The organism is Erythrobacter insulae, assembly GCF_007004095.1.
Classification (GTDB): domain Bacteria; phylum Pseudomonadota; class Alphaproteobacteria; order Sphingomonadales; family Sphingomonadaceae; genus Erythrobacter; species Erythrobacter insulae.
In genome coordinates this window covers 114,717-138,729 of the sequence record NZ_VHJK01000001.1, presented here as the reverse complement: position 1 = coordinate 138,729, position 24,013 = coordinate 114,717, and the positions used below count along the sequence as shown (strand labels likewise).

At 58.2% G+C, this 24,013-nt stretch carries 23 protein-coding genes; 11 read left to right on the top strand and 12 right to left on the bottom strand.

Annotated elements, in window-relative coordinates; all coding sequences use genetic code 11:
- Positions 1-31: 31 nt before the first annotated feature.
- Positions 32-1,441 (bottom strand): protein adenylyltransferase SelO family protein, encoded by a 1,410-nt coding sequence (locus tag FGU71_RS00660; protein ID WP_142786781.1) that lies wholly within the window; start codon positions 1,439-1,441, stop codon positions 32-34.
- A gap of 75 nt (positions 1,442-1,516) precedes the next feature.
- On the opposite strand from FGU71_RS00660, the gene FGU71_RS00655 reads away from it, so the two are divergent.
- The 5 genes from FGU71_RS00655 to FGU71_RS00635 all read left to right on the top strand — a co-directional run bounded on the left by FGU71_RS00655 (position 1,517) and on the right by FGU71_RS00635 (position 7,367).
- Positions 1,517-2,380, top strand: coding sequence for an alpha/beta fold hydrolase (locus tag FGU71_RS00655; protein WP_142788904.1), 864 nt, complete (start codon positions 1,517-1,519; stop codon positions 2,378-2,380).
- A complete protein-coding gene (locus tag FGU71_RS00650) occupies positions 2,380-3,525 on the top strand; it encodes a glycosyltransferase family 4 protein (protein ID WP_142786780.1) in 1,146 nt (381 codons plus the stop codon). Before FGU71_RS00655 ends, FGU71_RS00650 begins: the two co-directional genes overlap by 1 nt.
- A 165-nt stretch (positions 3,526-3,690) precedes the next feature.
- Entirely contained in the window at positions 3,691-4,482 is a 792-nt protein-coding gene (locus FGU71_RS00645) for a tetratricopeptide repeat protein (RefSeq protein WP_234035576.1), read from the top strand.
- A 64-nt stretch (positions 4,483-4,546) separates the two neighbouring features.
- Complete coding sequence (locus tag FGU71_RS00640) at positions 4,547-5,875, top strand: outer membrane protein assembly factor BamB family protein (protein WP_142786779.1); 1,329 nt, start codon at positions 4,547-4,549, stop codon at positions 5,873-5,875.
- Between the two features lie 82 nt (positions 5,876-5,957).
- Positions 5,958-7,367: a methyltransferase family protein gene (locus FGU71_RS00635; protein WP_142786778.1), complete on the top strand. Its 1,410-nt coding sequence runs from the start codon at positions 5,958-5,960 to the stop codon at positions 7,365-7,367.
- A gap of 5 nt (positions 7,368-7,372) precedes the next feature.
- On the opposite strand, the gene FGU71_RS00630 is transcribed toward FGU71_RS00635, so the two are convergent.
- The 4 genes from FGU71_RS00630 to FGU71_RS00615 all read right to left on the bottom strand — a co-directional run bounded on the left by FGU71_RS00630 (position 7,373) and on the right by FGU71_RS00615 (position 11,234).
- Positions 7,373-7,675 carry a putative quinol monooxygenase gene (locus FGU71_RS00630; RefSeq protein WP_142786777.1) on the bottom strand — a complete coding sequence of 101 codons (303 nt, stop codon included), beginning with the start codon at positions 7,673-7,675 and terminating at the stop codon, positions 7,373-7,375.
- 11 nt (positions 7,676-7,686) lie between these two features.
- Positions 7,687-9,000 carry a CHAT domain-containing protein gene (locus FGU71_RS00625; protein ID WP_142786776.1) on the bottom strand — a complete coding sequence of 438 codons (1,314 nt, stop codon included), beginning with the start codon at positions 8,998-9,000 and terminating at the stop codon, positions 7,687-7,689.
- Between the two features lie 21 nt (positions 9,001-9,021).
- Entirely contained in the window at positions 9,022-10,395 is a 1,374-nt protein-coding gene (locus FGU71_RS00620; RefSeq protein WP_142786775.1) for a glutamate--cysteine ligase, read from the bottom strand.
- A gap of 83 nt (positions 10,396-10,478) precedes the next feature.
- A complete protein-coding gene (locus FGU71_RS00615) occupies positions 10,479-11,234 on the bottom strand; it encodes a 16S rRNA (uracil(1498)-N(3))-methyltransferase (RefSeq protein ID WP_142786774.1) in 756 nt (251 codons plus the stop codon).
- Positions 11,235-11,273: 39 nt separating this feature from the next.
- On the opposite strand from FGU71_RS00615, the gene ubiA reads away from it, so the two are divergent.
- A complete protein-coding gene (gene ubiA / locus FGU71_RS00610) occupies positions 11,274-12,176 on the top strand; it encodes a 4-hydroxybenzoate octaprenyltransferase (protein WP_142786773.1) in 903 nt (300 codons plus the stop codon).
- A 12-nt stretch (positions 12,177-12,188) separates the two neighbouring features.
- Positions 12,189-12,818: an SOS response-associated peptidase gene (locus FGU71_RS00605; RefSeq protein ID WP_142786772.1), complete on the top strand. Its 630-nt coding sequence runs from the start codon at positions 12,189-12,191 to the stop codon at positions 12,816-12,818.
- A 64-nt stretch (positions 12,819-12,882) separates the two neighbouring features.
- Here FGU71_RS00605 and FGU71_RS00600 read toward each other — a convergent pair whose 3' ends face one another.
- Positions 12,883-13,275, bottom strand: coding sequence for a VOC family protein (locus tag FGU71_RS00600; protein WP_142786771.1), 393 nt, complete (start codon positions 13,273-13,275; stop codon positions 12,883-12,885).
- Between the two features lie 102 nt (positions 13,276-13,377).
- On the opposite strand from FGU71_RS00600, the gene soxR reads away from it, so the two are divergent.
- Positions 13,378-13,833 (top strand): redox-sensitive transcriptional activator SoxR, encoded by a 456-nt coding sequence (gene soxR / locus FGU71_RS00595; protein WP_234035575.1) that lies wholly within the window; start codon positions 13,378-13,380, stop codon positions 13,831-13,833.
- On the opposite strand, the gene FGU71_RS00590 is transcribed toward soxR, so the two are convergent.
- The 4 genes from FGU71_RS00590 to FGU71_RS00575 all read right to left on the bottom strand — a co-directional run bounded on the left by FGU71_RS00590 (position 13,830) and on the right by FGU71_RS00575 (position 19,292).
- Complete coding sequence (locus FGU71_RS00590; RefSeq protein ID WP_142786770.1) at positions 13,830-14,372, bottom strand: SixA phosphatase family protein; 543 nt, start codon at positions 14,370-14,372, stop codon at positions 13,830-13,832. The two genes, soxR and FGU71_RS00590, sit on opposite strands and share 4 nt — an antisense overlap.
- A 187-nt stretch (positions 14,373-14,559) precedes the next feature.
- Positions 14,560-15,429, bottom strand: a complete 870-nt coding sequence (locus FGU71_RS00585; RefSeq protein WP_234035574.1) for a sterol desaturase family protein — start codon at positions 15,427-15,429, stop codon at positions 14,560-14,562.
- Positions 15,430-15,534: 105 nt separating this feature from the next.
- Positions 15,535-16,617 carry an AraC family transcriptional regulator gene (locus FGU71_RS00580; RefSeq protein WP_142786769.1) on the bottom strand — a complete coding sequence of 361 codons (1,083 nt, stop codon included), beginning with the start codon at positions 16,615-16,617 and terminating at the stop codon, positions 15,535-15,537.
- Entirely contained in the window at positions 16,614-19,292 is a 2,679-nt protein-coding gene (locus FGU71_RS00575) for an ATP-dependent DNA helicase (protein ID WP_234035747.1), read from the bottom strand. The genes FGU71_RS00580 and FGU71_RS00575 overlap by 4 nt, the downstream gene beginning before the upstream one ends.
- Before the next feature lie 267 nt (positions 19,293-19,559).
- On the opposite strand from FGU71_RS00575, the gene FGU71_RS00570 reads away from it, so the two are divergent.
- Together FGU71_RS00570 and FGU71_RS00565 are read left to right on the top strand one after the other, a co-directional pair.
- On the top strand, positions 19,560-19,943 hold the full coding sequence (locus FGU71_RS00570; RefSeq protein WP_185960168.1) for a nuclear transport factor 2 family protein: 384 nt from the start codon (positions 19,560-19,562) through the stop codon (positions 19,941-19,943).
- Positions 19,944-20,003: 60 nt separating this feature from the next.
- A complete protein-coding gene (locus tag FGU71_RS00565) occupies positions 20,004-20,627 on the top strand; it encodes a TM2 domain-containing protein (RefSeq protein ID WP_142786767.1) in 624 nt (207 codons plus the stop codon).
- Positions 20,628-20,910: 283 nt separating this feature from the next.
- Here the strand turns inward: FGU71_RS00565 and FGU71_RS00560 are convergent, their stop codons facing one another.
- The gene (locus FGU71_RS00560) at positions 20,911-21,282 is read right to left on the bottom strand and encodes a hypothetical protein (protein WP_142786766.1); all 372 of its coding nucleotides are present in this window, start codon (positions 21,280-21,282) and stop codon (positions 20,911-20,913) included.
- Positions 21,283-21,590: 308 nt separating this feature from the next.
- On the opposite strand from FGU71_RS00560, the gene FGU71_RS00555 reads away from it, so the two are divergent.
- Positions 21,591-23,210: a lysine--tRNA ligase gene (locus FGU71_RS00555; protein WP_142786765.1), complete on the top strand. Its 1,620-nt coding sequence runs from the start codon at positions 21,591-21,593 to the stop codon at positions 23,208-23,210.
- Between the two features lie 41 nt (positions 23,211-23,251).
- Here the strand turns inward: FGU71_RS00555 and FGU71_RS00550 are convergent, their stop codons facing one another.
- The gene (locus FGU71_RS00550) at positions 23,252-23,920 is read right to left on the bottom strand and encodes a prolyl hydroxylase family protein (RefSeq protein ID WP_142786764.1); all 669 of its coding nucleotides are present in this window, start codon (positions 23,918-23,920) and stop codon (positions 23,252-23,254) included.
- Positions 23,921-24,013 lie beyond the last annotated feature (93 nt).

The following is a 24,013-nucleotide window of genomic DNA, read 5'->3' as shown; positions in this document are numbered from 1 at the left end:
AACAAGGTGATGTTGCCTCGATTTGGCTGCGTTATTCGGGTTTTGAATGACAAGCTGCCACGGGCGGTTCGCCGTGCGCCTCACCCATGCGCCGCAATTGATCCACTTTGGCGTTGAGAGCGCTCCAATCGTCCCGCTCGTCAATCGCGGCCCAGATTGCTTCGACTTCTTCGATCAGCATGCTTTGCGGGACATCATCGGACCAGTAATCATGCGAGCTATCAGCCGCAGTGTATTGCGCCAGAGCCTCGCCGAATTCACCCGCTGCATCGCCGCGGCCCGCGCGGTGACCGAAGAAAAATTCATCCGGTCCGGTCGATGATGCGCGCATCGCCTGTTCACACAAACCGACCAATGCCGTGTCATGCTCGGTTCCGCGTGGCTCTACGCCCAATCGCCAGCACCACCGCCGCGCGATTGCTGACATGTATAATTCGCCAAACCGGTTCATTGCGGCCACCAGCGGCTCTGAATCGGCCAGCAATCGCAGCGACACCGCCAATTGACCGCAATTCCAATGCAAAGCCTCTGGCTGACGCCCGAACGCGTAAAGGCTGCTATGGTCGAAATAGGCCGCAGTGAAGCCCGGATCCCAAGTCGGCAGCCAGCGCCACGGGCCATAATCGAAACTTTCGCCCGTAATGTTCATGTTGTCGGTGTTGAGCACGCCATGGACGAACCCTGATACCATGTAACTCGCCGCCAGATCGGCCATGCGCTCGACCACTTGATGCAGCAAAATCACCGCCGGTTCATCGCGGCCCGGTGCGTCTTCGGGCGGCATGTTGCCCGGAAAATTCGTCAGACAATACTCAACCAGCGCCTCCATTTGCTCGCTCTCTTCGTGGGCGAGCAGACGTTGGAAAGTCCCGATTCGGATGTGCGAGTGGCTAAGCCGGACCATCGCGGCAGACCGAGCAGGCGAGGGTTCGTCTTGCCGGATCAGCTTTTCGCCGGTCTCGATCACCGAAAATGTTTTGGAGGTATTCACGCCGAGCGCCTCCAGCATCTCTGTCGCAAGGATTTCGCGCACGGCGCCTTTGAGCGTCAGGCGCCCGTCTCCGGCGCGGCTGAACGGGGTCTGGCCTGTCCCTTTTGTGCCTAGATCAAGCAAACGGCCGCCGCCATCACGCATCTGCGCGAACAAGAAACCGCGGCCATCCCCGATATCGGGATTGTAAACGCGAAACTGGTGCCCGTGATATTTCAGCGCCAAAGGCCGCGGCAGATTGTCCTGCAAAGGCACAAACTGCCCGAAATGCCTCGCCCAGTCGGAATCGTTGAGATGATCAAGCCCGACGGTGCTGGCCCATCGATCGTTGCGGAACCGCACCATCATCATGGGGAAGTCGGCGGCAGCAACCGGCGCGGCTATCCAATCGGTAAGCTGCGCAATGACGGTATCGGCGCGATATGCGGAAGGTTGCGGTTCGGAACGCATCCGGCGATAGTGGGGGCAAGAGTGAGCGTGCGCAAGCGCGCAGACGAGACAATCTGTGAAGGATATGCGCCTGACATGGCATCAAAATACGAAGACCGCTCTTGGACAAGCGCGGACGGGCTCAATTTGCACTACCGCGATTATGCCGGGCCAGCAGACTATGATGGCCCGCCGGTTCTATGCTTGCACGGCCTCACCCGCAATTCGCGCGACTTTGCAGGCCTTGCGCAGCATTTGTGCCAGACCCGCCGCGTAATCGTGCCCGAGATGCGCGGACGCGGATTAAGCGATTATGCGCCGTCATCGGAAACCTACAATCCGATGCAATATGTCGCCGACGTCGAAAAGCTGCTCGATGAAGAAGGCATTGACCGATTTATTTCAATCGGAACGTCGATGGGCGGATTGATGACGATGCTGATGGCGGCGGCAAAGCCGGGCCGGATCGCAGCTGTGGTGATGAACGATATCGGGCCAGAGATTAATCCGGTCGGTGTTGAAAGGATCGGGCAGTATGTCGGTCAGGGCGGCAGCTATCCGACATGGATCCACGCCGCGCGCTCGCTCAAAGATGTGCATGGCGCGGCATTCCCCGATTACGATCTTGATAGATGGCTTGAGATGGCAAAGCGGACTTTGGTGGTCAGCCAGAATGGCCGGATCAGCTATGATTATGACATGGCCATCGCAGAACCGTTCAAACAGCCCGGCAACGCCGCACCGCCCGATTTATGGCCAGCATACGAGGCTTTGTGCGATGTACCCATGGTGTTGCTACGCGGGGAATTATCGGATTTGCTGACGCCGGAAACGGTCACAAAAATGGAAAGCCGCAATCCGGCGTTAAAAACCGTGACAGTGCCCCGTGTCGGCCATGCGCCGACTTTGGACGAGCCGGAGGCACGCGGCGCGATTGATGAATTGCTGGCGGCAATCTGATGAGTGATACGCCCAAGGTTCTTCACTGCCATTCGACATTCTCGGCAGGCGGCAAGGAGGTGCGCTGCGCCGCTTTAATCAACGCGTTTGGCAAAGGGCTATTGCATCATATTGTCTCTGCGATGCCGAATGAAATGGGGGCACGGTCCCTGATTGATCGCACACGGGCGGTGGTCGGATATCCCGATAACTTCCCGTCTCTCACCGGGAAGCCGACACCGGGCCGGCTGGTCGCCATTGCGCAGGCTTTGAAAGCCTATGATCTGATCCTGACATACAATTGGGGCGCGATGGATGTGGTCATGGCGCATACGGTGTTTGCGCAGCAATTCGATTTGCCGCCGCTGATCCACCACGAGGACGGCTTTAACGAAGACGAAGCGCACCAGCTCAAATGGACCCGAAACTGGTACCGCCGAATTGCGCTTGGCCGGGCGCATTCGCTGGTTGTGCCAAGTGAAACGCTGGAGAAAGTGGCGCTGGATGCGTGGGCACAGCCGCGCCAGCGGGTCGTACGCATTCCCAACGGGATCGATACAAAGGCATTCGCGCGCAAACCCGATTCCAGCAAATTGCGCCTGTTAAAGCATGATGGTGAAAAATGGGTCGGAACACTGGCCGGGCTGCGCGCTGTCAAACAGCTGCCGATGCTGGTCGAGGCGATTAGGGACCTGCCTGAAAACTGGCATTTGGTGATTCTGGGCGAGGGTCCGGAGCGCGATGCGATCCAAGATGCGGCTTTGCGCCATGATATCAGCGACCGCGTCCATCTGCCCGGAGCTGTGGCCGATCCGGCATCGGTAATCGGGCTGTTCGATATTTTCGCGCTCTCATCGAAATCCGAACAATTCCCGCTGTCCGTTGTTGAGGCGATGGCCGCTGGCCTGCCCATTGCTGCGCCCGATGTGGGCGATGTGAAGGGCATAGTCGCCGACAAGAACCGGCCATTTATCGCGGTTCCAAACGATACCAACGCGCTGTCAATCATGCTTGCAGAGCTGGCCGAAAATCCTGCGCTGCGCACTGAAATCGGAGCGCAAAATCGAGCAAAGGCGGCGGAGTTTTTCGACAAGTCAAAGATGGTCGCGCGGTATGCCGATCTGTATTCGAGCGCGCTGGGCGGCGCTTGGACCGGCCCGAAATAACGCGTTGCCATTCCTGCTTAACGCGCCGTTCAACTTGGAATGCGCAGGTTCGCAGGCAATTGAGACGGGGAGAGCAAAGCCCCGCGAATATGCGCGGCATTGCGGAAGAGTGCAGGCGCGCCTAAAGACGCCCGATTACAGTAATGGCATGAGGAATAGAGCTCCGTGGCGCTCAAACCTACCGGTTCGAAAAAAACACCGTCAGTCACCGTCGAGGATCCGTCTCCTGAAGATGAAATCCTGATGCGCGAAATTGACGAAGCTGTGCGGCAGGATGATGCCACGCAGTTTTTCCAGAAATACGGCGTAATGCTTGGCTCTGCGCTCGCGCTGGTACTGGCTGCGTTTGGTGGATATCTGCTGTGGGACAATTACCGCGAAGGCCAATTGGAACAGCAGTCTGAAACACTTGTGAAAGCGCTGGATCAATCCGAGGCAGGCGATTTCTCCGCGTCGAGCGAAACAGCAGACGCGTTGCTTGATTCTGAGAATGACGGTGCACGCACCGCAGCCCGCTTTATCCAGGCAGCGGCGGCATTGGAGCAAGGCGATACTGCGAAAGCAGTCGAATTGTTTGGCATGATCGCCGCCGATGAAAACGCACCGCCAGCGCTGCGCGATCTCGCCTTGCTGCGCGAAGTCTCGACCAATTTCGATGATCGTGATCCGGCCGATGTAATCGCAAAGCTCAAAGGCCTTGCGGTGCCCGGCAATGCCTTTTTCGGAAGCGCCGGTGAGCTGACAGCTATCGCGCATCTCGAAGCGGGCAACCGCGATGCCGCCGGCGCTTTGTTCGGCGAAATCGCGAAAGACGAAGAGCAACCCGAAACTCTGCGCTCGCGCGCTCGTCAGATGGCGGGCTTGCTTGGTGTCGATGCGGTCGTGGACGTCGACAAGCTGCTTGAGGATCAGGGGGTTGATCCCGAAGCAGGCTTGGGGCCTTCAACAGGTCTTTAACTCCACTCTGAGATACCCACCCGCCGCCTTTCACGGCGCATGAAAATTCAATTTGGACGGACCGATGATGAAACAGCTACCTTCTATTCGAACAGCTTTGGTCGCAGGCGCATTGGCCGCCGTGTTGACCGGTTGTGCCGGTGAAGAGAAAACGACCCCGACAATCGGCGAGCGTATGCCGATCCTGTCGCGGATCGAAAGCGGCGCTGTCGTCGATCCTGAACTGGCCGGTGTCAGCGTGGTTTTGCCGCCTGCCCGAAACAACGCCGAATGGGCACAAGTGGGCGGATCAGCCAGCAAAGCCTACGGCCATTTGGCTCTGGGTGAGAACCTTACCCGCGCCTGGACCGCGCAGGTCGAAGGATCGACCAATCGCGCGCGCCTTGCGGCGGCACCTGTCATCGGCGGCAATAAACTGTTCGCGGTCGGGTCTGACGGAACGATTCACGCGTTTGACAAGCAAACCGGTGCGGTTGTGTGGCGGTCCGATGCTGTGATGGACGATGACATGCGGCCATCGGCGTTTGGCGGCGGTGTCAGCTATGACAACGGCCTGCTTTATGCGACCAATGGCGCCGGCGAAGTCAAAGCCTTGCAAGCGGAAACAGGCGAGCAGATCTGGAAGGTAAAGCCCGCCGGCCCGCTGCGCGGATCGCCGACAATTGCGTTCGGGCAAATCTTTGTCATGACGCAGGACAATCAGATCATTTCGCTGCGCGCATCCGACGGGTCGCTGGTGTGGGACGAATCGGGTTCTACGGCGCAGTCGGGCGTGTTCGGCGTTGCGGCTCCCGCTGCGGGTCAGGGCACCGTGATTGCGGGATATTCCTCTGGTGAACTCAACGCCTATCGGTACGAGAACGGACGCACGCTTTGGGCGGATGCGCTGGCGCGGACCAACATTTCCACACAAGTCGGCTCGCTTACCGACATTGATGCCGATCCCATTATCGATTCCGGCCGCGTCTACGCGCTGGGTCAGGGCGGCAGAATGGCGGCGTATGAACTGGTAACGGGCCAGCGCATCTGGGAATTGAACTTGGCTGGCATTTCCACCCCGGCAATTGCCGGGGAATGGATTTTCACCCTTACCGATGATGCGCGTGTTCTGGCGATTGCCCGGTCCAGCGGCCGTGTCCGCTGGATCACCCAGCTTCAGCCATTCCGCAATGAGAAGAAAAAGCAGGACCCGATCTTTTGGACCGGACCGGTGCTGGCCGGAAATCATCTGTGGGTGGCGAGTTCGCGCGGTGAAATCTGGCGGATCAGCACAGGCGAAGGATCATCACAGCTGTTCGCCGAGATCAAGGAACCCGTCAGCCTTCCTCCGGTGGTTGCCGGCGGCCATCTGTATATCCTCGATGATGCGGGGACGATCCACGCCTGGCGTTGATAGGGCGGGGTCCATGCGGCCTGTAATCACGCGTGGTTTGGCACCGGCCTGTTAACCATTTTGCGCTACGGCCCACAGGGTCATGAGCGCAAACATTCAACCCGGCGCGGCAGCTTTCAAAAGCGAGCCGCCGAAAAGCGACGTATCGGCAGGCGTAGGCCTTGCCGGATTGTTTGGCCTGTTTGGCTGGATCGCGTTTTGCCGGGCATTTCCCTTAATCGCCGAAACCTTCGGGTTTTCAGGGGCTTTTTCGGCAGAGCGCGGAGTGCTCTCCGGCCCTTATGCGGCGCTTGCCTCCATGCTGTTTACAGCTGGTCCGATGGCGATGTGGTCGTTGGTGGTGGACCGTGTGCATTTGCGCCCGTCGACCGGTATCGACTGGAGCCTAAAGCGCAGCGTCGCCGAAGTCTTGCCGGTTTCCGTTGTCAAAATTGCGGGCATCTGGGCAACCTTTGCGGTTCTTGCTGGCCTTTACGCGCTTGGCCGGTGGTACTGGGACGGATCATATCTGTTTGCGATGGAGGTCTTGTCTGTCGCAGTGGTGCCGTTGATTGTGCTCGCGGTGCCTTACATCATCTGGCTTGACCGGTTCATGGTCGATCCCAAAGATTCGACCTGGCATTTTGGAGCGATGTTGATCGGGCGCGAAGAATGGGACGCCGAAGCGATCAAGAAACACTGGCGCGCATGGATCATTAAAGGGTTCTTTGGCGCATTTATGATCTCGATCCTGCCGGGCGGTTTCGCTTTTGTGGTCGAGGCCAATCTTGATTTGATTGCGCGCAACCCGGTTGAGCTCGGGATGCTCCTGATCTCGCTTTTGTTTGTGATCGACGTGCAGATTGGAACCGTAGGCTATCTGTTCACGCTGCGCCCGCTGGATGCGCATATCCGGTCGGGCAATCCATTCTTGGCGGGGTGGCTGGCTGCGCTGTTGTGTTATCCGCCATTTGTCTGGGGCCTCATCGGCAATAACAGCCAAGTGCTAAGCTATGAAAGCAATGTTGCGAGCTGGGGGCATTGGCTGGCAGGCAACGAAGCGCTGCTATGGGCGTGGGCGGCATGGCTCGTATTTCTTACTGCAATGTATGCTTGGGCCACGGTTGCGTTTGGCATCCGCTTTTCAAATCTGACCTATCGCGGGGTGTTGACCAACGGACCGTACCGCTACACGCGGCACCCGGCCTATCTGTCAAAAAACCTCTATTGGTGGTGCTCTGTCATGCCGTTTCTGGTGACCAGCGGATCACCGGCTGACGTGATCCGTAACACGTTCTTTTTGTTGATGGTCAACGCGATTTATTACTGGCGCGCTCGCACCGAAGAGGCCCACCTTTTGGGCGAAGATCCAAAGTACCGCGAATATTACGACTGGATGGAGCATAACGGATTGATCACTGCGCCGTTTGCCCGGTTAAAACGCCGCGTTCTTGACCGGATAGACCGCCGGGATACAGGCGCCGGCAAAGCTGCACCCGAACCCGCTGAATAAAGCGCCTATAAAAGCGGCGCGCCTTCGTCGGTCCGGAATTTCTTCACGTCGATGATCTGCACATCGAGATCGCCCAGCGCCGATCGAAATGCCGCCATATGCGGGGTTTGAAAATGTTCGGCCAATGCGGCCTCATCCGTCCACTTTTCGGTAATGTGCATGACCGAGGGATCAATCACATCGAGCGCATAGGCATAATCAATGCAGCCTTGTTCTGCGCGAGAGGCTTCGATCATGGTTTTGAAAGCATCGAGGGCTGCATCCTTGCCCGCCTCGCCCAGCGTCGCTTTTCCAATTACCATCAGCATCACTATCTCTCCTACCGAGGAGTCCCGAACAGTGTGAACGGCGCCCACAACGCGGGATCGGGATATTTTTTGCGCGTGTCCAGCATGGCGAGGCGCAGGGCTTCGGCGGGCATATGTACCATCGCGGCAAGTTGGAACCGGTCCATCAGATAAACGGTCGCCTCGTCGCTGACACTCCAAAGGCTCATCACCACACGCGGTACGCCCGCTTTCTGGAATGAACGGGCCAGCCCGATCACGCCTCCATCATGCTCCATACCAAGGCCGCTCTGACACGCGCTCAGCACAGCGATGCTGGCGCTCAAATCCATCCTCTGGACTTCGCCTGCGGTCAAGAATGCGGCATCGGGAGTGGGGCCGGACAGCATCAAAAACCCGCCTGTCAACGGCGCGCGCGGATCGGACAGGCCATGCGCCGCGAAATAGAGCATCCGTGCGCTTTCCATACGGTCCACCACCGCCACCTTGGTTGCGTATTCACCGATCAGTGCTTTGGTATTGGTGCGGCTGGCGAGGAGCTGTGTCTCCTTCACTGCGCCGGGCAGGCGAGGCACGCTCCAATCAGGTGTGGCCGGAACCAACGGATCACCAACCAGCAAGATATCATTATATTCCTTCAGACCGCCCCAGGGCCGGATCATCTGGTCCAGATCGAACAGCCCAGCCGATACCGTAACACTCATCCTGTCGATGAGCAGTTCGTCACCGTTCAGGGGAAAGGCCGCGAACGGATTGGTTGCGATCACACCATTGGCCACGACCACCAGATGCCGGACATCGCGCAATTTTGCGCGGATCGGTTGGGGCAGCAGGATATCGGAAATTTGGCTTTCCCAATCATGCTCGCTGGTCGAGATTTTGAAGGTTGGTGCTGGGATGTCCTCGCCTTGCCAGACCGGCGCGCGGCTTCGATCAATCCCGTCCACATCCATTTCGAGCCGGTACATCCCTGCGGCATCGCGCAGATCAAGCTGAGAAACCGCGGAGATATGGTGTGCCAGTATACCCGAGGTATCCATCAGATAGATCGCCAGACGGTCCCCCTTATGCGCATAGAACAGAACCGCTGTGCCTGCGGGATAGCCGGGGCTGTTATCAGCGCGCTGTGTCGCCAGATACTTCGCTATGTCCTGAACCGTAGGGTCTTCCATCTTGGGTGACGAAAGGCCGCGCAGCGAATAAAGATCATCCAGATCGCGCCGGTGCTGGGCTGCGTCGGCTGCGAATTTGGCTTCAATCTCGGCAAGTGTCTGCGCCGAGGCAGCCGGGGGGAGAGTGCAAACAAATAGCGCGGATAGAACTACCGCAAGAAATTTGATCTTCACTTTTCCCCCTGACAAACAGACCTAAAACGAATATTTGTAGACCCGCGTTACATCGCCGCCCCATTCGCCATGATATGCGTCTAACAGGCGCTGCGCCGGTACTTTGCCGGTGCTGACGATTTCGTCGAGCGTTTCGAGATAGCCGGTTTCATTGTCGCCGCTGGCGTTCAGGCGCGCTCTGGCGGCAAGCCCTTTGTGGGCGATGGCCAAGACTTCGCGGCCAAGATCCTGCATCGTGCCTTTACCGCCGGGCAGTTTCGTGTCGAGCGCCAGACGTGGCACTTCATTGCGGAGCCGTTCGCGCTCTTCCATCGACCAGTCTTTGACCAGGTTCCATGCGGCATCCAGCGCGCCTTGATCATACAATAAGCCGACCCAAAATGCCGGCAGGGCGCAAATGCGGCTCCACGGGCCACCATCTGCCCCGCGCATTTCGAGGAAACTTTTCAGACGCACTTCGGGAAAAGCAGTCGAAAGGTGATCCCACCAATCACTGGAGGTTGGCCGCTCGCCCGGCAGTACAGAAAGATTGCCGTCCATAAAATCGCGAAAGCTCAAGCCCGCCGCATCAATATATTTGCCATCGCGAAACACGAAATACATCGGCACATCGAGCATGTATTCGGCCCAGCGTTCGTATCCAAAGCCGTCCTCGAATACAAATGGCAGCATTCCGGTGCGATGCGGATCGGTGTCCGACCAGATATGGCTGCGATAGGATAGGTAACCGTTGGGTTTGCCCTCGGTAAACGGGGAGTTTGCAAACAACGCAGTCGCGAGCGGTTGCAGCGCGAGGCCAACGCGGAATTTCTTCACCATGTCGGCTTCGGATGAATAATCCAGATTGACCTGAATGGTGCAGGTGCGCAGCATCATATCAAGGCCCAAATTGCCGACCTTCGGCATATGTTTGAGCATAATGCCATACCGCCCTTTAGGCATAATCGGCAGCTCTTCGCGCGTCTTGTCAGGCCACATGCCCAATCCAAGATAGCCGACCCCGCAGCGTTCACCGATGGTCTTTACCTGCTCGAGATGGCGGCCCGTTTCTGCGCAGGTCTGGTGCAGGTTTTCAAGCGGGGCACCTGACAATTCAAGCTGACCAGCCGGTTCAAGGCTGATCGCGCCATCCGCGCCTTTCAGGGCGATGATGTTGCCGTTCTCTTCGACCGGCTGCCAGCCATATTCCTGCATTTCGACGAGAATATCACGAATGCCGTCTGGCTCGTCATACGACGGCGCATGGCGGTCTTCGCGTTTATAGACGAACTTTTCGTGCTCTGTGCCGATGCGCCAATCGGATTCGGGTTTTTCGCCGCCAATCATGGGGGCAACGAGCTGCTCGATGCCTTCGATTACGGGTTCATTGCCGTCGGATACTTCTCTTGTGCTCATCGGGGGCACCTCTCTAACTTAAAAGTCGCCCTAGAAAACGGGGTGGGATGTGGGAAGCGTAATCTGACCTTTGATCGACGAAATCATTCCTGGTCAAGCCAGTCGCCGGCCTTGGCCATCCATACAGAAAGCGCCGCAATCGCCGCTGTTTCGCCGCGCAGGATGCGCGGGCCCAGCGATACGGCGCGCGCCGATGGATGGGCTTTGATCGCCTCGCGTTCTGCATCGTCAAAACCGCCCTCAGGCCCGATCAGGATCGCTGCGGGGCCTTCATGGTCACAAAACGCATCCGCCACCGGATCACCGCCCATTTCATCGGCAAAGAATAAAGCGCGCTCGCTCGGCCATTCGCGCAGCAGAGCATCCAGTTTTGCCGGTTCGCAAAGTTCAGGCAGCGCGGTGCGCGCGCATTGCTCTGCGGCTTCAATCGTGAGTGTGCGGGCCCGGTCCATATTCAGTTTGTCCGCCACGCATCGCCGGGTCAGCACCGGAGCGATCCGGCCGACGCCAAGTTCTGTTGATTTTTCCAGCACCATATCGAAGCGATCTTTTTTAAGCAGCGCAGGACATAGCCACAGATCAGGCACACTTTCGCGAGGTCGCAGCCGTTCGGCCACGGTAACATCGACGCGGCGTTTATCCACCTGACCCACACGCGCGGCCCATTCGCCGGTCTTGTCGTCGCACAAAATGATCGCGTCACCTTCGCGCACCCGCATGACCTTGCCCAGATAATGCGCGCGCGGACCGTCCAGTGTCAGAACTTGTCCTTCACAAAGTGCATCCTCGACGAAAAGCCGCGGTGCGCTGCGCGGGGGCCATGATGGAGTGGCGGGCATGGCTTTTCACTAGGCCGAGGGGGCGCTAGGGAGCAAGTCATGAATGACCAAGTCGTCCCAGACAGCGAACATCGCGGGATTGTAGAACGCCTGCCGCAATTGCCGCGCGATCTTGCGCAGCTGGCGCGGTTTGACCGGCCAATCGGCTGGTGGCTGCTATTTTGGCCCTGCGTCTTCGGCGTCTGGCTGACAGGGGCTGGTTGGCAGCTGCCGCTGCTGGGCTGGCTATTGCTCGGCGCGATAGCGATGCGGGGGGCAGGGTGCGTCTACAACGATATCGTGGATGCCGACCTCGATAAAAAAGTCGCGCGTACGGCCGCGCGCCCTGTTGCCAGCGGTAGAGTATCGAAAAAGCTCGCATGGGGATGGCTGTTTGTTCTGTGCCTGATTGGTTTGATCGTGCTGCTGCAATTGCGGCTGGAGGCTCAGATCGTGGCGCTCGCGAGCCTTGCTCTTGTCGCCGCCTATCCGTTTATGAAGCGCATTACATGGTGGCCTCAGGCGTGGCTTGGCATGGTGTTTAACTGGGGTGTGCTGGTCGGGTGGACACAGCTGCGCTGGGACAATTGGGATGTGCTTGCCTGTATCTATGCGGGCTGCATCTGCTGGGTGATCGGTTTTGATACGATCTATGCCTTGCAAGACCGAGAGGACGATGCGCTGGTCGGGATCAAATCCTCGGCGCTGCGGATGGGTGATAAAGTTCACGCAGGTGTGGGCGCGTTTTATGCGGCCACGATCGGGCTGTGGGGGCTGGGCATATGGCTGTACCGGCCAGATTGGCTGGCGCTTGCCGCGCTTGTGCCTGCGGCGCTGCATTTGCTGTGGCAGGTTTCCACGCTTGATGCAGAAGATCCCGCCAATCCGCTTGCCCGGTTCCGGTCCAACCGATGGGCCGGCGCGCTGATGGCGGCGGCGTGTTTTGTGGTTGGCAATGCGTGAGGACCGGGCCTGATGTGCAACCTCTACCGCATGACCAAAGGCAAAGACGAAGTCGCCCAGTGGTTTGACGCGGTAGACGCGCTGGGCGGTGCGAATTTCGGTGAAGAGGTGTATCCCGGCTATCCGGGTCTTGTTGTGACAGGCGGTGAGCTTAAACAGATGACTTGGGGCTTTCCGCTGGTGATGAAAGGCAAAAGCGGCCAGCCGCTCAAGCCTAAGCCGGTCAACAATTGCCGCATGGACAAACTCGACAGTTTCTTTTGGCGATATTCTTTTGAAGAGCGGCGCTGTCTCATTCCGATCACCGCCTGGGCAGAGGCGCAGGGGCCAAAAGGCAGCAAAACCCGTACATGGATTTCACGGCCTGATGCAGAACTGTTTGCGTGCGCAGGCGTGTGGCGGGAAAGCGATGAGTTTGGCCTGTGTTATTCCATGGTTATGACCGACAGCGCCGGATCGGCGGCGCAGGACGTGCACAGCCGAATGCCGGTGCTGCTAAAGTCTGACGATTATGCCGGTTGGGTTTCCGGCTCGCCCGAAGATGCACGGGCGCTGTGCGTCGCTTGGGCGGGCGAGTTGACGATAAACTGTACCGACCAGCCTTGGGTAAAAGGCAAGGCGACGCAGAAAAACCTGCTGTAGGGCCGCTTTGGCCGGGTGCGGTTTGCCCTTGCGGGAAACATCGGTTCGCGGGGCATAATTTCGTTCATGATGCCGCCTCATCATAGCTGACGACTTCGAATTCGATCCCGTCCCAGTCAAAGAAATAGAACCGCCTGCCAGGGTCATAATGATCATGGCCGAACGGTTTGAGGCCAGCGGCGGTGACCACCATTTCGGCCGCGTCCAGATCATCAACAACAAAGGCAACATGGTTGAGAGGCCGGCCTTTGGAAAAATCGCCGGTCACGTGATCACCGGTGTAAAGCGCAAGGTATGTCTGCCCGTTGCCGGGATCGCCGACATGCAGGCTCCAACCGTATTTCTGGCTTGGCCCGCGCCAGCGTTCTTCCCAGCCCAGCATTTGTTTGAACAACTCCGCGCTGCGTTCGGGCTGGGTTACGGAGATATTGGCGTGTTCGAGAGTGCCTGTGGGCATCGTTCTGTTTCCTTCACAAAAGCTGATCCGAATCAGCAGACTTGAGAAGTATGCAATCTCAACCTAACTTGAGGTCAAGAGTTGATTTTCAGGAGAATTGCGATGGCCAAAACGCTGCGAAAAACCGATCTGATCGCCATTGGTGAAATGGCGCGGCGCACTGGCCTTTCGGTGTCGGCAATCCGGTTTTACGAAGACAAGAAACTGGTCGAGCCGGTGCGCACGGGCGGCAATCAACGCCGCTTTTTGCGCTCCGATATCCGCCGCGTCAGCTTTATCCGTATCGCTCAGCAGCTTGGCCTGACGCTTGGCGAGATTGAAGCCGAATTTGCCAAGCTGCCCCATGGGCGCACGCCCACCGCGCGCGATTGGCAAAGCATTAGCAAGGGCATCCGGGGTGTGCTGGATGCCAAGATAGCGGAATTACAGCGGACCCGCGACGCTTTGGACGGATGCATTGGCTGCGGCTGTTTAAGCCTGAAGACATGCGCAATCTATAACGATAATGACCATTTGGCCGCTAAAGGCCCCGGTCCCCGTCAGCTTATCCTGGATTAAAACTGCGGACCCAGATCAGGGTTGAGGTCGCGCGGACGGGCGAAATGGACCAGTGTCGCGCAATAATTTTTCAAATCAGCCCAGCTTTCGATGTCGCATTTCAAAACTGCAAAAGTGGCGGTTGGAAATTTGACCGATGCCTCTTTGAAAAGGTCATTCTCACGCGCTGGAGAAACCAGATCCAGCAGCACTTCTTGTAGTCCGGGATTGTGCGCTGCGATCAGGACCGTGTCCGGCTCTTCATCGCGGGCCATTGCATGCGCCTCAACCGTTTCGAGGATTGTGTCCGAGCTTGCAAGGTAAAGCCGTTTGTCAAAAATTGCTTCGAGCTCGGGCAGGGCACCGTCCAACGTGGCGACGACCCGTGCGGCTGGGCTGGCGATGAGCATGTCCCAGGCGATGCCGTGCTCGCGGATGTGATTGCCAATCGTTTCCGCGCCAAGCCGCCCGCGATCATTCAGAGTCCGGTCAAAATCGCGCTGCGCGGTGTCATCCCAATCGGATTTGGCGTGACGCAAAAGTCCGAGAATTTTCGTCACCCGCGTGGTTCTCCGCTAAAATAATGCCACCATAGCGCGGCGCGCCATCCGGATCCCTTCAGCACGATATACCCCGCCGTGTAAAGCAAATGCGGCAGTCTCATGATGCGCCTGTGGAGGGCATCATCAAGACTGCCGCTTGACCTGCGCGAGGAGTGCGCGGGCCGCTGGGGACTGGTGATCGAAGTTACGCGTTTTCGCGGGCGGCTGTATCTGCAGATGCAACCGGACGACCAAACATGATCAGCGGCTTTGCGTTCTTACGAAACTCTTCTTTGTAACGCGGATGTTCGGTGCCCATCATCTTGTCCCACCACGTGAAATAGAACCCGTAATTGTGGCCCGAGGAATGATGCAGATCGTGATGGGTCGTGGTGCTGATCCAGCTGGTGAGTGGGTGATCGACCCAGCCCGCTGGAAAGAGCTCGCTGCCAGCATGGGCCATCACGTTGCGGATGATCTGGTGCCACAGGAAGAACAGGATCGCATAGCCTGCATAGGACATGCCCAGCTGGCTCGTAATCAGCAGGAATAATGGCACATAGGCCGCCTCCAGAAACGCCTCCGTGCTGGCGAAGCTGTAGGCTGTCCACGGGGTGGGCGTGCGCGATTTGTGGTGATGCATGTGTGTTGTCTTGAACAACGCCTTGGAATGCATGCCGCGGTGAAGCCAATAGAAATAGGCATCATGCACCAGAACCATCAGGGCAAACTGCCATGCAATCGTAAGCAATGCCGGATTATCGAGGTGAAAGTTGATTACACCCATTTCGCGCCCGACCAGCGTCGCGAGAGTTGTCACTGCAAACACCAGTATGGTGCGCCCTGAAGATAGCACCTCGCGGCGATAATCCGCAGCGCTTGCCTTTTTCGCGCGCTGGATGCGGCGGTTGGTCGCCCATGTTTTGAACACCAGCAGGAATAGCGTGAGCACGCCCGCCGCGATCAGATAGCGCCCGCCATCAAACCAGATCACCTTCAAGAAGTGTTCGCCCACACGGTCAAGTGCGGCTGCAAATGTTGCAGTCTGTTCTGGTGCTGACACTAAATTCGTCACGGCGCATCTCCTGAGCGGTTGATGTCCGCTTTATGCTCGAAGCTATCACAAAGCTCTTCGCGCTCCTGCACAATCCGCATCATTTCTGAAAATGCTCATGCTTTTTCAGTTTTGACCAGCGGTGTCTGCCCAGACCTCCTCGCTATCGGAAAAGGCCAAACGTCTGAATTCGCTGGGAGTTGTGCCTGTTTCAGAGCGGAATGCCCGATTAAATGTCGGCAGCGAATTGTAACCCAAATCCATCGCAATGGTCAGCACCGGCAGATCGACATCGTCTGGGCTGGACAGTTTTTCGCGTGCTTCGGCAATGCGGTGCCGGTTAAGGAACGCCGAGAAATTGCGGTGACCGAGGCGGCGATTGATAAGCGCGCGCAATCGGTGCTCGGGCGTATCGAGATGGTCTGCAAGAACCGTAATAGTCAGCCCAAGCTCGCGATACGCGCCTTGTGACATCGCGGCTTTTAATTTGTCATGCAGCACCTGTTCTGACGGTGTCAGGTCAAGCGGCTGCGGCAGATCCTCTGGCGGGGTGCCTTGTTCCTCTTCGGAGGGTAGCAGATCGGGCTGCGTGCGAAACAGGGCAAGCGCGGCGAACAGCATGATCAGCAGAATAATTACCGAATTAAACAACGAAGCAGGCGGATACCCGCTGTCTACATCCGAAAACAATTCAAGCAATTCCACGATCAGGATTTGACCGGCCTGCGCCGCAACAAGCAACGGTAGCCACAATCGCACGATGCGGCGCTGTTCGACCAGATCATCTACGCGTTCGAAAATGCCCACCCGAACCAGATCAGCGATCAGGGCAAGCGCAACCAGATGCAGCAAGATAAAGCCCGTAAGCCCTGTGACGGGCACGAAATTGGACAAAAACCACCCAAGCAGCATCGCCGCAGCCGCGCCCAGCATAACTCGCTGTTCCGGTTCGCGCTCAAACAGACGGCGGGCAAACAGCCAGATCCAGAATGGAGACGAAAGCGAGACCAGATCGATCCACGGGTCCATTGGCCCATTCGATGTCATCAGCGGGGTTGAATTCAACAGGTACCCGATCACGCCAATCAGCATACCGATCAACGGCACTCTGATCGCCAGCCGCACTTCGCTGGCGACGACCATCGCAATCAGCGTCAGGCCGCTGCCGATGGTCATCACTCTGACCAGAAAGACCCAGTTTTCGATCATGGCATCCAGTCTGGCGGTTCCAGGTCCGCATGGCCATCGGTTTCGACCGGCTTCGGTGCGCGTTCGCCGATTAGACCGGTTTTTATGCGCTCCAATGCCTCGTCCAAAGTGACACGGTGGATGGCGGTGCCATCGGGAAAGGCGGTCAAAAGCCGGCTTGGAAATGCGGAGGACAGAACGACGAAATGGCCGTGATCATCCTTGTTTCGGATCAGCCGCCCAAATGCCTGCGCCAATCGTGCGCGGATAATCCGGTCATCATATTGTCCGCCTGCACCGGAGGCCGCGCGGCGGGCCTTGTGCAGAATATCCGGGCGCGGCCACGGCACCGCTTCCAATGCGACACAGCGCAGCGAACGCCCCGGCACATCGACCCCGTCGCGCAAGGCATCGGTGCCGAGCAGGCTGGCGCGCGGATCATCGCGGAAAATATCAACCAGCGTGCCGGTGTCGATCGGGTCAACATGCTGCGCGTAAATCGGCAGGCCTTCACGCGCGAGCCGGTCGGCAATGCGGCCATGCACCGCGCGCATCCGGCGGATCGCGGTGAACAGGCCCAGTACGCCGCCTTCGGATGCCTCGATAATGCGCGCATAGGCACCCGCAAGGCCCGGCAGGTCGCCTTTTTTCACATCCGTGATAATCAGCACTTCGGCGCGGGCGGCATAATCAAACGGGCTTTGCGCAGCGGACAACATCGGCTGCGCCTCGACATGGGCCGCGCCCGATCTTGCGATTGCGCTTTCCCATTTTGTCTCTTGGGCATCGCCTGCCTGCGAACCAATCCTGTCGGTCAGTGTTGCACTGGTCAGCATCACCCCATGCGCAGGCTCCAGCACCACCTTTGCAAAAGGCTTCATCGGGTCGAGCCAGCGGCGATGGATGGCCACGTCAAATTCGCGCGCGTCCGACCGGTCAACCGCCAGCCAGTCGACAAATTCCGGGTCCGCAGGACCGCCAAGACGCGCCAGCAAAGCCTCCCAAGCTGCGATCAGATCAACCCGCCATTGCAGCGCGAAACGCGCGCCTTCGATGCGGGCGCGGCCTTGACCATCGAGCCAGTCGGGCGGATCGGTCATGATCGCTTCCAAACGGCCGCCCAGCCGGATCAGGGGCGTGCGGATCGCGGCCAGCGCCTCTGCCGCGGCGGTCGCGGCTTCGATCACGTCGCCGGGCAATCCGCCTGCTTCGGTTTCGATACCGTAACCCGCTTCTTGTCCGCCGCTTTCATCGCGCGCATATGTCGCGCCGCGCACAGTCGCCAGCAGCTTCTCTAGCGGGCCGGAGGGTTCGTTTTCGACCAGGCGTTGCAGCCAGCCTTCGCCGGGTAAGGCCGCTCCAGCCTCGCATGCGTCCTCTATCGCCTCGCCGCCTGCGTCATCATAGCTGGCGACATCGGCAAGGCGCGCGGCAAGTCCACGGCGGCGCCCTCTGTTTTTGCGTTCAGGCCCCATGATCCAGCGGCGCAGTTCGATCGCTTCTTGTCCGGAAAGGGTCGCTGCAAAAGTCGAATCCGCAGCTTCGAAGACATGGTGGCCCTCGTCAAAGATCAAACGCGTCGGGCGCTGCGCATGGTCGCGGCCCCGCGCTGCGTTGACCATGACAAGCGCGTGGTTGGCAATGACGAGATCAGCCTGCGCGCTGTCGCGGGCGGCGCGTTCGATAAAGCATTTCCGGTAATGCGGGCACCCGGCATAGATACACTCTCCGCGTTGGTCGGTCAGCGCCGCGATACCGCGTTTGCGGAACAGCGTGCCGAGCCAGCCGGGCAAATCCCCGCCGATCATATCGCCATCGCGGGTGAACGCCGCCCAGCGCGCAACAAGCTGAGCGAGGATTGCAGGGCGTCCGGCAAATCCGCCTTGCAGCGCATCTTCCAGATTAAGCAGGCAGAGATAGTTTTCGCGCCCTTTGCGCACAACAACCGGCGGGGTGTTGTCGGGCCGCTTTGCCGGCCATGCTCTGCGGCTTTCAGTGCGCAATTGGCGTTGCAGGTTCTTGGTAAAGGTTGACACCCAGACAGTGCCGCCCGAGGCCGCCGACCACAGCGATGCAGGCGCAAGATAGCCAAGCGTCTTGCCGATACCCGTACCCGCCTGCGCCAGCGCAACATGCGGCAATTCGCGCTGGTCACGCGGAGCAAAAATTCGCGCGGTGTTTTGCGCGTAATCTCGCTGGCCTTGGCGTTTTTCCGATCCGGCTCCGGTAAGATGATCGAGCTGCGCCAGGACATCGTCATTGGGCAATTCAACCTGACGCGGTGATCCGCGTTCGGGTGCTTCGTCCCATTCAGGCAGTGCCGCGAACAGCCATTTTTCGGCGCGCTCAGGCTTGGCAATATGCGGTTTCAGCACCTGTGCCCATGGCCAGCGCAGCCGTTCCATCGTCTGCAAAGTGCTCCAGGCGCCTTGTCGCTCAAACCATTCGGGATCTTCACATGCCGCAATCATCGCGCCCGCTGCGCGTTGCAGAAATCCGGGTACATGCTCGTCGTTTTCAGGTTCGTCTATTCCCAAGGCCTGCGCCAGACCGCGCGGGGTCGGCACGCAAAACCGGGCCGGATGCACAAACGCGAACAGTTCCAGCAGATCAAGGCCGGACAGATCGGGATAACCCAGCCGATTGGCGACCAGCGGCGCATTCAGGATCAGGACCGGCGTGTCCGATGCCGCCATGATCGCATCGCCTTTTGACACAGCCCCGGTGCTTCCCGTGGGGGATCGCAGCCAGTTGCCGCCGTGATTGGCATGCAAGGCGGGCAAGGGCACCGGTGCGGCAGCCGGGCTTGAAGGAGGGAAAGGGGCGTCGCTCACATCCCGACAAATGCGTAAAGACACACGAAAAGTAAACGATTGCACGCGACACTTCTGGGTAGTTTTTAAAGACCGGGATGAACGGGCGGCACCATGCGATTGCGAAACATCATTTTTACAGCTGCGATATTGACCGCGTCACCTGTGGTCGGCGCTGAAGAAGACAATCCCGAAAATGGGCAGGATCAATCCGCAGCCCGCGCGGTTCAGGCGCATGTTGATGCCTACAGATCGGGCGATCTTGGGCGGTTCCTTGGCACTTTTGCGCCGGATGCGATCGTCAATTTGAACGGCGTGACTGTGGCCACCGGTCACCAGCAAATCAGCGCGCTCTACCGCGTCAATTTTGTCCAAGGTGCGCCCGCCATTCGTGTCGACAGCAGCGGGATGAACGGCGATCTGCTGTTCCTGTCGATTGCGTATATTTTTCCGGACGGCAGCGAGGTCTGCTGTTCTTATTCCGAATATGAAGTCACGAACGGAAAAATCACCCGCCTTTATACGCAAGGGTAACGCGATAAAGGCATTTTGACGCCTCCAAACTATTACGATTGCTGAATTTTTGGAGGGGTTATGGGTTTCGGACGCAAGGGGATGTCTGCCAAAGAGGCGGGGGCGCAGGATGCGGCCATCGGCAGCGCGTCCACCTTTGGCGGCCAAGCGCAGCCATCCGCAGACGAAGTGGCTGCCAGACGCGAGGCCTTTATTGCGTCTGAAAGAGCGAACAAATCGCGCCGGTTAAACCCCACCAGCTTTAGCCCGTCCGGATCGAATGCGCCGCGTTCGACAACATTTGATCATCTGGCCGATGAGCCTCGCGCGGCCCGCCCGCTTGCGGCCGGGTTCCGGCGTAGCTCGCCAGTGGGGCAATCGGCCAAAAATCGGCCAAATAGCGGCCTGATAGACAAGGTCTTCGGCCCGCCAAAAAAGCGTCATGTCGTTATCGCTTATCTGTTCTGGTTTATCCTCGCGCAGGTTTCCGCCCACCGCTTTTACTGCGGCGACACCAAAGGCGGGCTTGCTCAGACGGGCACATTTTTCACATCACTTTGCGTGCTGATTATCGTCCCTGAGATCGGAATGCTGGGATTGGGTATCTGGTTGTTCTGGATACTTACGGATCTGTTTTTGATCCCCGGACTGCTGCACAAATTTCAGGACGCACAGCGCATCAGACGCAGCGGCGTATTTGCCTAGCCCAAAAGCTAAGAGGGACAACGCACGCATTGCTGCGGCGCTGCCCCTCTCATGCGACCCTAAGGCGGGGGGATGCCCTAGGGCTAACGTGTTAAAAGGCTTTTTGAAGGCCTGTTGTCAGCGTGAAATCTGTCGGCATTTGCGGGCCGTTCAGATCCTGAATTAGAGGAAGACCGCCCTCGACACCGAGGCGCCAGCCTTTCAGCGCGCCGCCTGTTGCCGCAAAATTGACGCCCGCAAATGCGGTGATTGTTTCTCCGCCCTGAAAATCTGAAAATGGTGTTCAGATCAGGAGCGGCGGACCCGTAGCGTTATAGGCGGGGTAGGGCGGGCGCGTTGCGAGCTCGCGGATGGGTGCAGGCTCGGGCGCAGCGCGCGGCACGATGGGAACATTGGCGGAGGCCGTTTCAGGCGGCAGCGTTGGCCCGCATGCAGAGCAGCACGGATTCGCCGTGTTCTTATCGGCGTGATCGCTGTAGGGATCATCGGCGGATTGCGCGGTTTCAGCCGATTGACTGTGGCTGTTTTTGGCAGCGTGCGTTTCAAGCGGAGCGGCCTGAGCCTGATCTATGCAGCATGGCGCCCCGAAAACGGTGCGGACGGCAATGGCCATCAGCATCAACGTGAGTAGAACAGAGCGCGATCTGTAATGCATCTTGGTTTGCTATTATCGCGCTAAACTCACGCCGCAAGCGCAAGTTTCTGCTGATCATAGCTTTTTCTGTCCTACACCGCGCCTTTGCCATAGGCAGGAACCGAAATCGCGTCCCGATCATTCGGCAGTTGAGTTGGAAAAGTGTCACCCATGTCCAACATGGGCCAAACCCTTGTCCTGCATATATAAACGCAATTTTTGCACGGGTGACACATTCTCCAACATGTCACCCAGGTCCTACAGTAGCCAGCCCGGAAATCGTCTTCGCGCTTGCAACCCCGCCAACCTTCCATAAAAGCCGCCACACTATGACAGATACATCGCTCCAAGACGCCGCTCGCAATTCCAAGGCATGGCCATTTCAGGAGGCTCAGCGCCTTGCAAAGCGGCTGAACGGCAAGAATGGCAAGGGCAAACCGGATGGCGAACCCGTGCTGTTTGAAACCGGATATGGACCATCGGGCCTGCCGCATATCGGCACATTCCAGGAAGTGCTGCGCACCACGTTTGTTCGCCGCGCATATGAAGCGTTGACGGGTCAGCCGACCCGGCTGGTCGCATTCAGTGACGATATGGACGGTCTGCGCAAGGTGCCCGACAATTTGCCCAATCAGGCGATGCTCACCGAAAATCTTGGCAAGCCGCTTTCGCGAATTCCCGACCCGTTCGAAAAATATGAAAGCTTTGCGCATCACAACAATGCGATGCTGCGGGAGTTTCTCGACCGGTTTGGTTTCGACTATGAATTTGTCGCTTCTAGCGAGCGGTACAATTCCGGCGCGTTTGATGATGCTTTGAAAAATGTGCTCGCGCATAATCAGGACATTCTTGATATTATGCTGCCGACATTGCGCGCCGAACGCGCCGCCACATATTCGCCGATTATGCCGATCAGCCCGACAACCGGCGTCGTTCTTCAGGTACCGGTAGAGATCGTCGATGCGCAATCCGGCCTAATCCGGTTCACCGATGAAGACGGCACCGTGATCGAACAAAGTGCGCTTGGCGGCATGGCCAAGCTGCAATGGAAAGTCGATTTTGCGATGCGCTGGGTTGCTCTGGGCGTCGATTACGAAATGTACGGCAAGGATTTGACCGATACCGGCGTGCAATCGGGCAAGATTGCGCGTGTGCTTGGCGGTAACAAGCCAGAGGGCCTGATTTACGAGCTGTTCCTCGATGAAAAAGGCGAGAAGATTTCAAAATCGAAAGGCAATGGTCTGACGATTGAGCAATGGCTGGAATACGGGACGCAAGAGAGCCTTGGCTTTTACATCTTCCCTAATCCGAAAAGCGCAAAGCAATTGCATACCGGCGTGATCCCGCGCGCAGTCGATGATTACTGGCAATTCCGCGAACGTTTGGCGGAGCAACCGCTCGATAAACAATTGGGCAATCCGGTTTGGCATTTGCTGCGCGCGAACAAGCATCATGAGGGGCCCGAGGCTCCGGGAGCAGGTGACACTGTGCCTGTGACGTTTGGCCTCTTGCTCAATCTTGCAAGCGTCCTTGGCGCAGAAGCGACCGCCGAAAATGTATCAGATTACCTGACGACCTATCTCGGCGAACCGGTTAACGATCCTTCTGTCGATGCCATGATTGATGCGGCGGTCGCCTATACTCGTGACTTCATTGTTCCAACGCTGAACAAACGCGCGCCTTCGGAAACAGAGGCGGCGGCTTTGCGCGCGCTTGATGATGCGCTTGCAGGGGCCGCCAGCGATGCCGATGCGGAGACGCTGCAGACCGCAGTCTATGAAATTGGCAAACGTGAAGAGTTCGGCTTTGAAAACCTGCGTGACTGGTTCCGGGCCTTGTACGAAACACTGCTTGGCAGTGAACAAGGGCCGCGTATGGGCAGTTTTATCGCGCTTTACGGTGTTGAGAACAGCCGCAAACTAATCGCCGAGGCTTTGGCCAAGGCATAATCGCAAAGGGGTAGGAATAGCGGGCCGAAAACCCGCCTTTCCTACGCCCACTTTCGCGTGCGATACCACTTTGTGATGATGTATTTGCTGCCCTTCAGGACAGGGGTGCCGGCATGCATCGTGTCTTCGTTCGGGCTGCCGTCGGGTTTGGCATTGTTCCAAACCAGCAAAACGCCGGGCTTGGGTTCAATGTTGATGCCAATCTCGGTGAAATGCGTACCGCCGCCCTCTTCAACTTCGTTGAGGTATGCCATCGCCGTCCAGCTGCGCTGACCGCCGCGTTTGCGCTCCAGCTCCCAATATTTTTCGGAGGAATAGAACCAGTCATTGTGCGGCTTGAATTGCTGACCGGGAAGATATCGCTGCCCCTGAACCGCTTCGCCCACCATCGATGGCAGGCCGAGCAGATCGTCAATCCGGCGCGAGATGCCTTTGACAAAACTGTCACCCGGATCAAGATCGCCGGAATACGAGGTGCGAAACCCGCTTTCATAGCCGATTTCGTGCAGCGATGAAGGACGCGCAACCTCGTCAATCATCAGGCACAGCCGTTCGCATTCTGCCCCGGTCAGGAAATCGCCAACGGCATACATGTCCGTTAGATCGGTCGGGATCTTATAGACGCCCGGATCGGCCTCCAGCCGGTCTTTCACTGCTTTGCCGACGCGTTTGAGTGCGGCCTGATCGGGGATGGTTTCAGTCTTCGCCATAGCCGCTGCTTACCAACTCAACAGCGCGGTGCAAATGGTATGATTGATGCGCTCCCGCAGGATACAAAACCCCCGCCGGATTGCTCGGGCGGG

Coding starts and splice junctions, on each gene's coding strand:
- FGU71_RS00630 (WP_142786777.1), bottom strand. CDS start 7,675: ATGCTGATGGTAATTGGAAAAGCGACGCTGGGCGAGGCGGGCAAGGAT.
- FGU71_RS00615 (WP_142786774.1), bottom strand. CDS start 11,234: ATGCCCGCCACTCCATCATGGCCCCCGCGCAGCGCACCGCGGCTTTTC.
- FGU71_RS00600 (WP_142786771.1), bottom strand. CDS start 13,275: ATGCCCACAGGCACTCTCGAACACGCCAATATCTCCGTAACCCAGCCC.
- FGU71_RS00640 (WP_142786779.1), top strand. CDS start 4,547: ATGATGAAACAGCTACCTTCTATTCGAACAGCTTTGGTCGCAGGCGCA.
- ubiA (WP_142786773.1), top strand. CDS start 11,274: ATGAATGACCAAGTCGTCCCAGACAGCGAACATCGCGGGATTGTAGAA.
- FGU71_RS00620 (WP_142786775.1), bottom strand. CDS start 10,395: ATGAGCACAAGAGAAGTATCCGACGGCAATGAACCCGTAATCGAAGGC.
- FGU71_RS00560 (WP_142786766.1), bottom strand. CDS start 21,282: ATGCATTACAGATCGCGCTCTGTTCTACTCACGTTGATGCTGATGGCC.
- soxR (WP_234035575.1), top strand. CDS start 13,378: ATGGCCAAAACGCTGCGAAAAACCGATCTGATCGCCATTGGTGAAATG.
- FGU71_RS00655 (WP_142788904.1), top strand. CDS start 1,517: ATGGCATCAAAATACGAAGACCGCTCTTGGACAAGCGCGGACGGGCTC.
- FGU71_RS00555 (WP_142786765.1), top strand. CDS start 21,591: ATGACAGATACATCGCTCCAAGACGCCGCTCGCAATTCCAAGGCATGG.
- FGU71_RS00660 (WP_142786781.1), bottom strand. CDS start 1,441: ATGCGTTCCGAACCGCAACCTTCCGCATATCGCGCCGATACCGTCATT.
- FGU71_RS00575 (WP_234035747.1), bottom strand. CDS start 19,292: ATGGCGGCATCGGACACGCCGGTCCTGATCCTGAATGCGCCGCTGGTC.
- FGU71_RS00565 (WP_142786767.1), top strand. CDS start 20,004: ATGGGTTTCGGACGCAAGGGGATGTCTGCCAAAGAGGCGGGGGCGCAG.
- FGU71_RS00635 (WP_142786778.1), top strand. CDS start 5,958: ATGAGCGCAAACATTCAACCCGGCGCGGCAGCTTTCAAAAGCGAGCCG.
- FGU71_RS00605 (WP_142786772.1), top strand. CDS start 12,189: ATGTGCAACCTCTACCGCATGACCAAAGGCAAAGACGAAGTCGCCCAG.
- FGU71_RS00580 (WP_142786769.1), bottom strand. CDS start 16,617: ATGATCGAAAACTGGGTCTTTCTGGTCAGAGTGATGACCATCGGCAGC.
- FGU71_RS00650 (WP_142786780.1), top strand. CDS start 2,380: ATGAGTGATACGCCCAAGGTTCTTCACTGCCATTCGACATTCTCGGCA.
- FGU71_RS00550 (WP_142786764.1), bottom strand. CDS start 23,920: ATGGCGAAGACTGAAACCATCCCCGATCAGGCCGCACTCAAACGCGTC.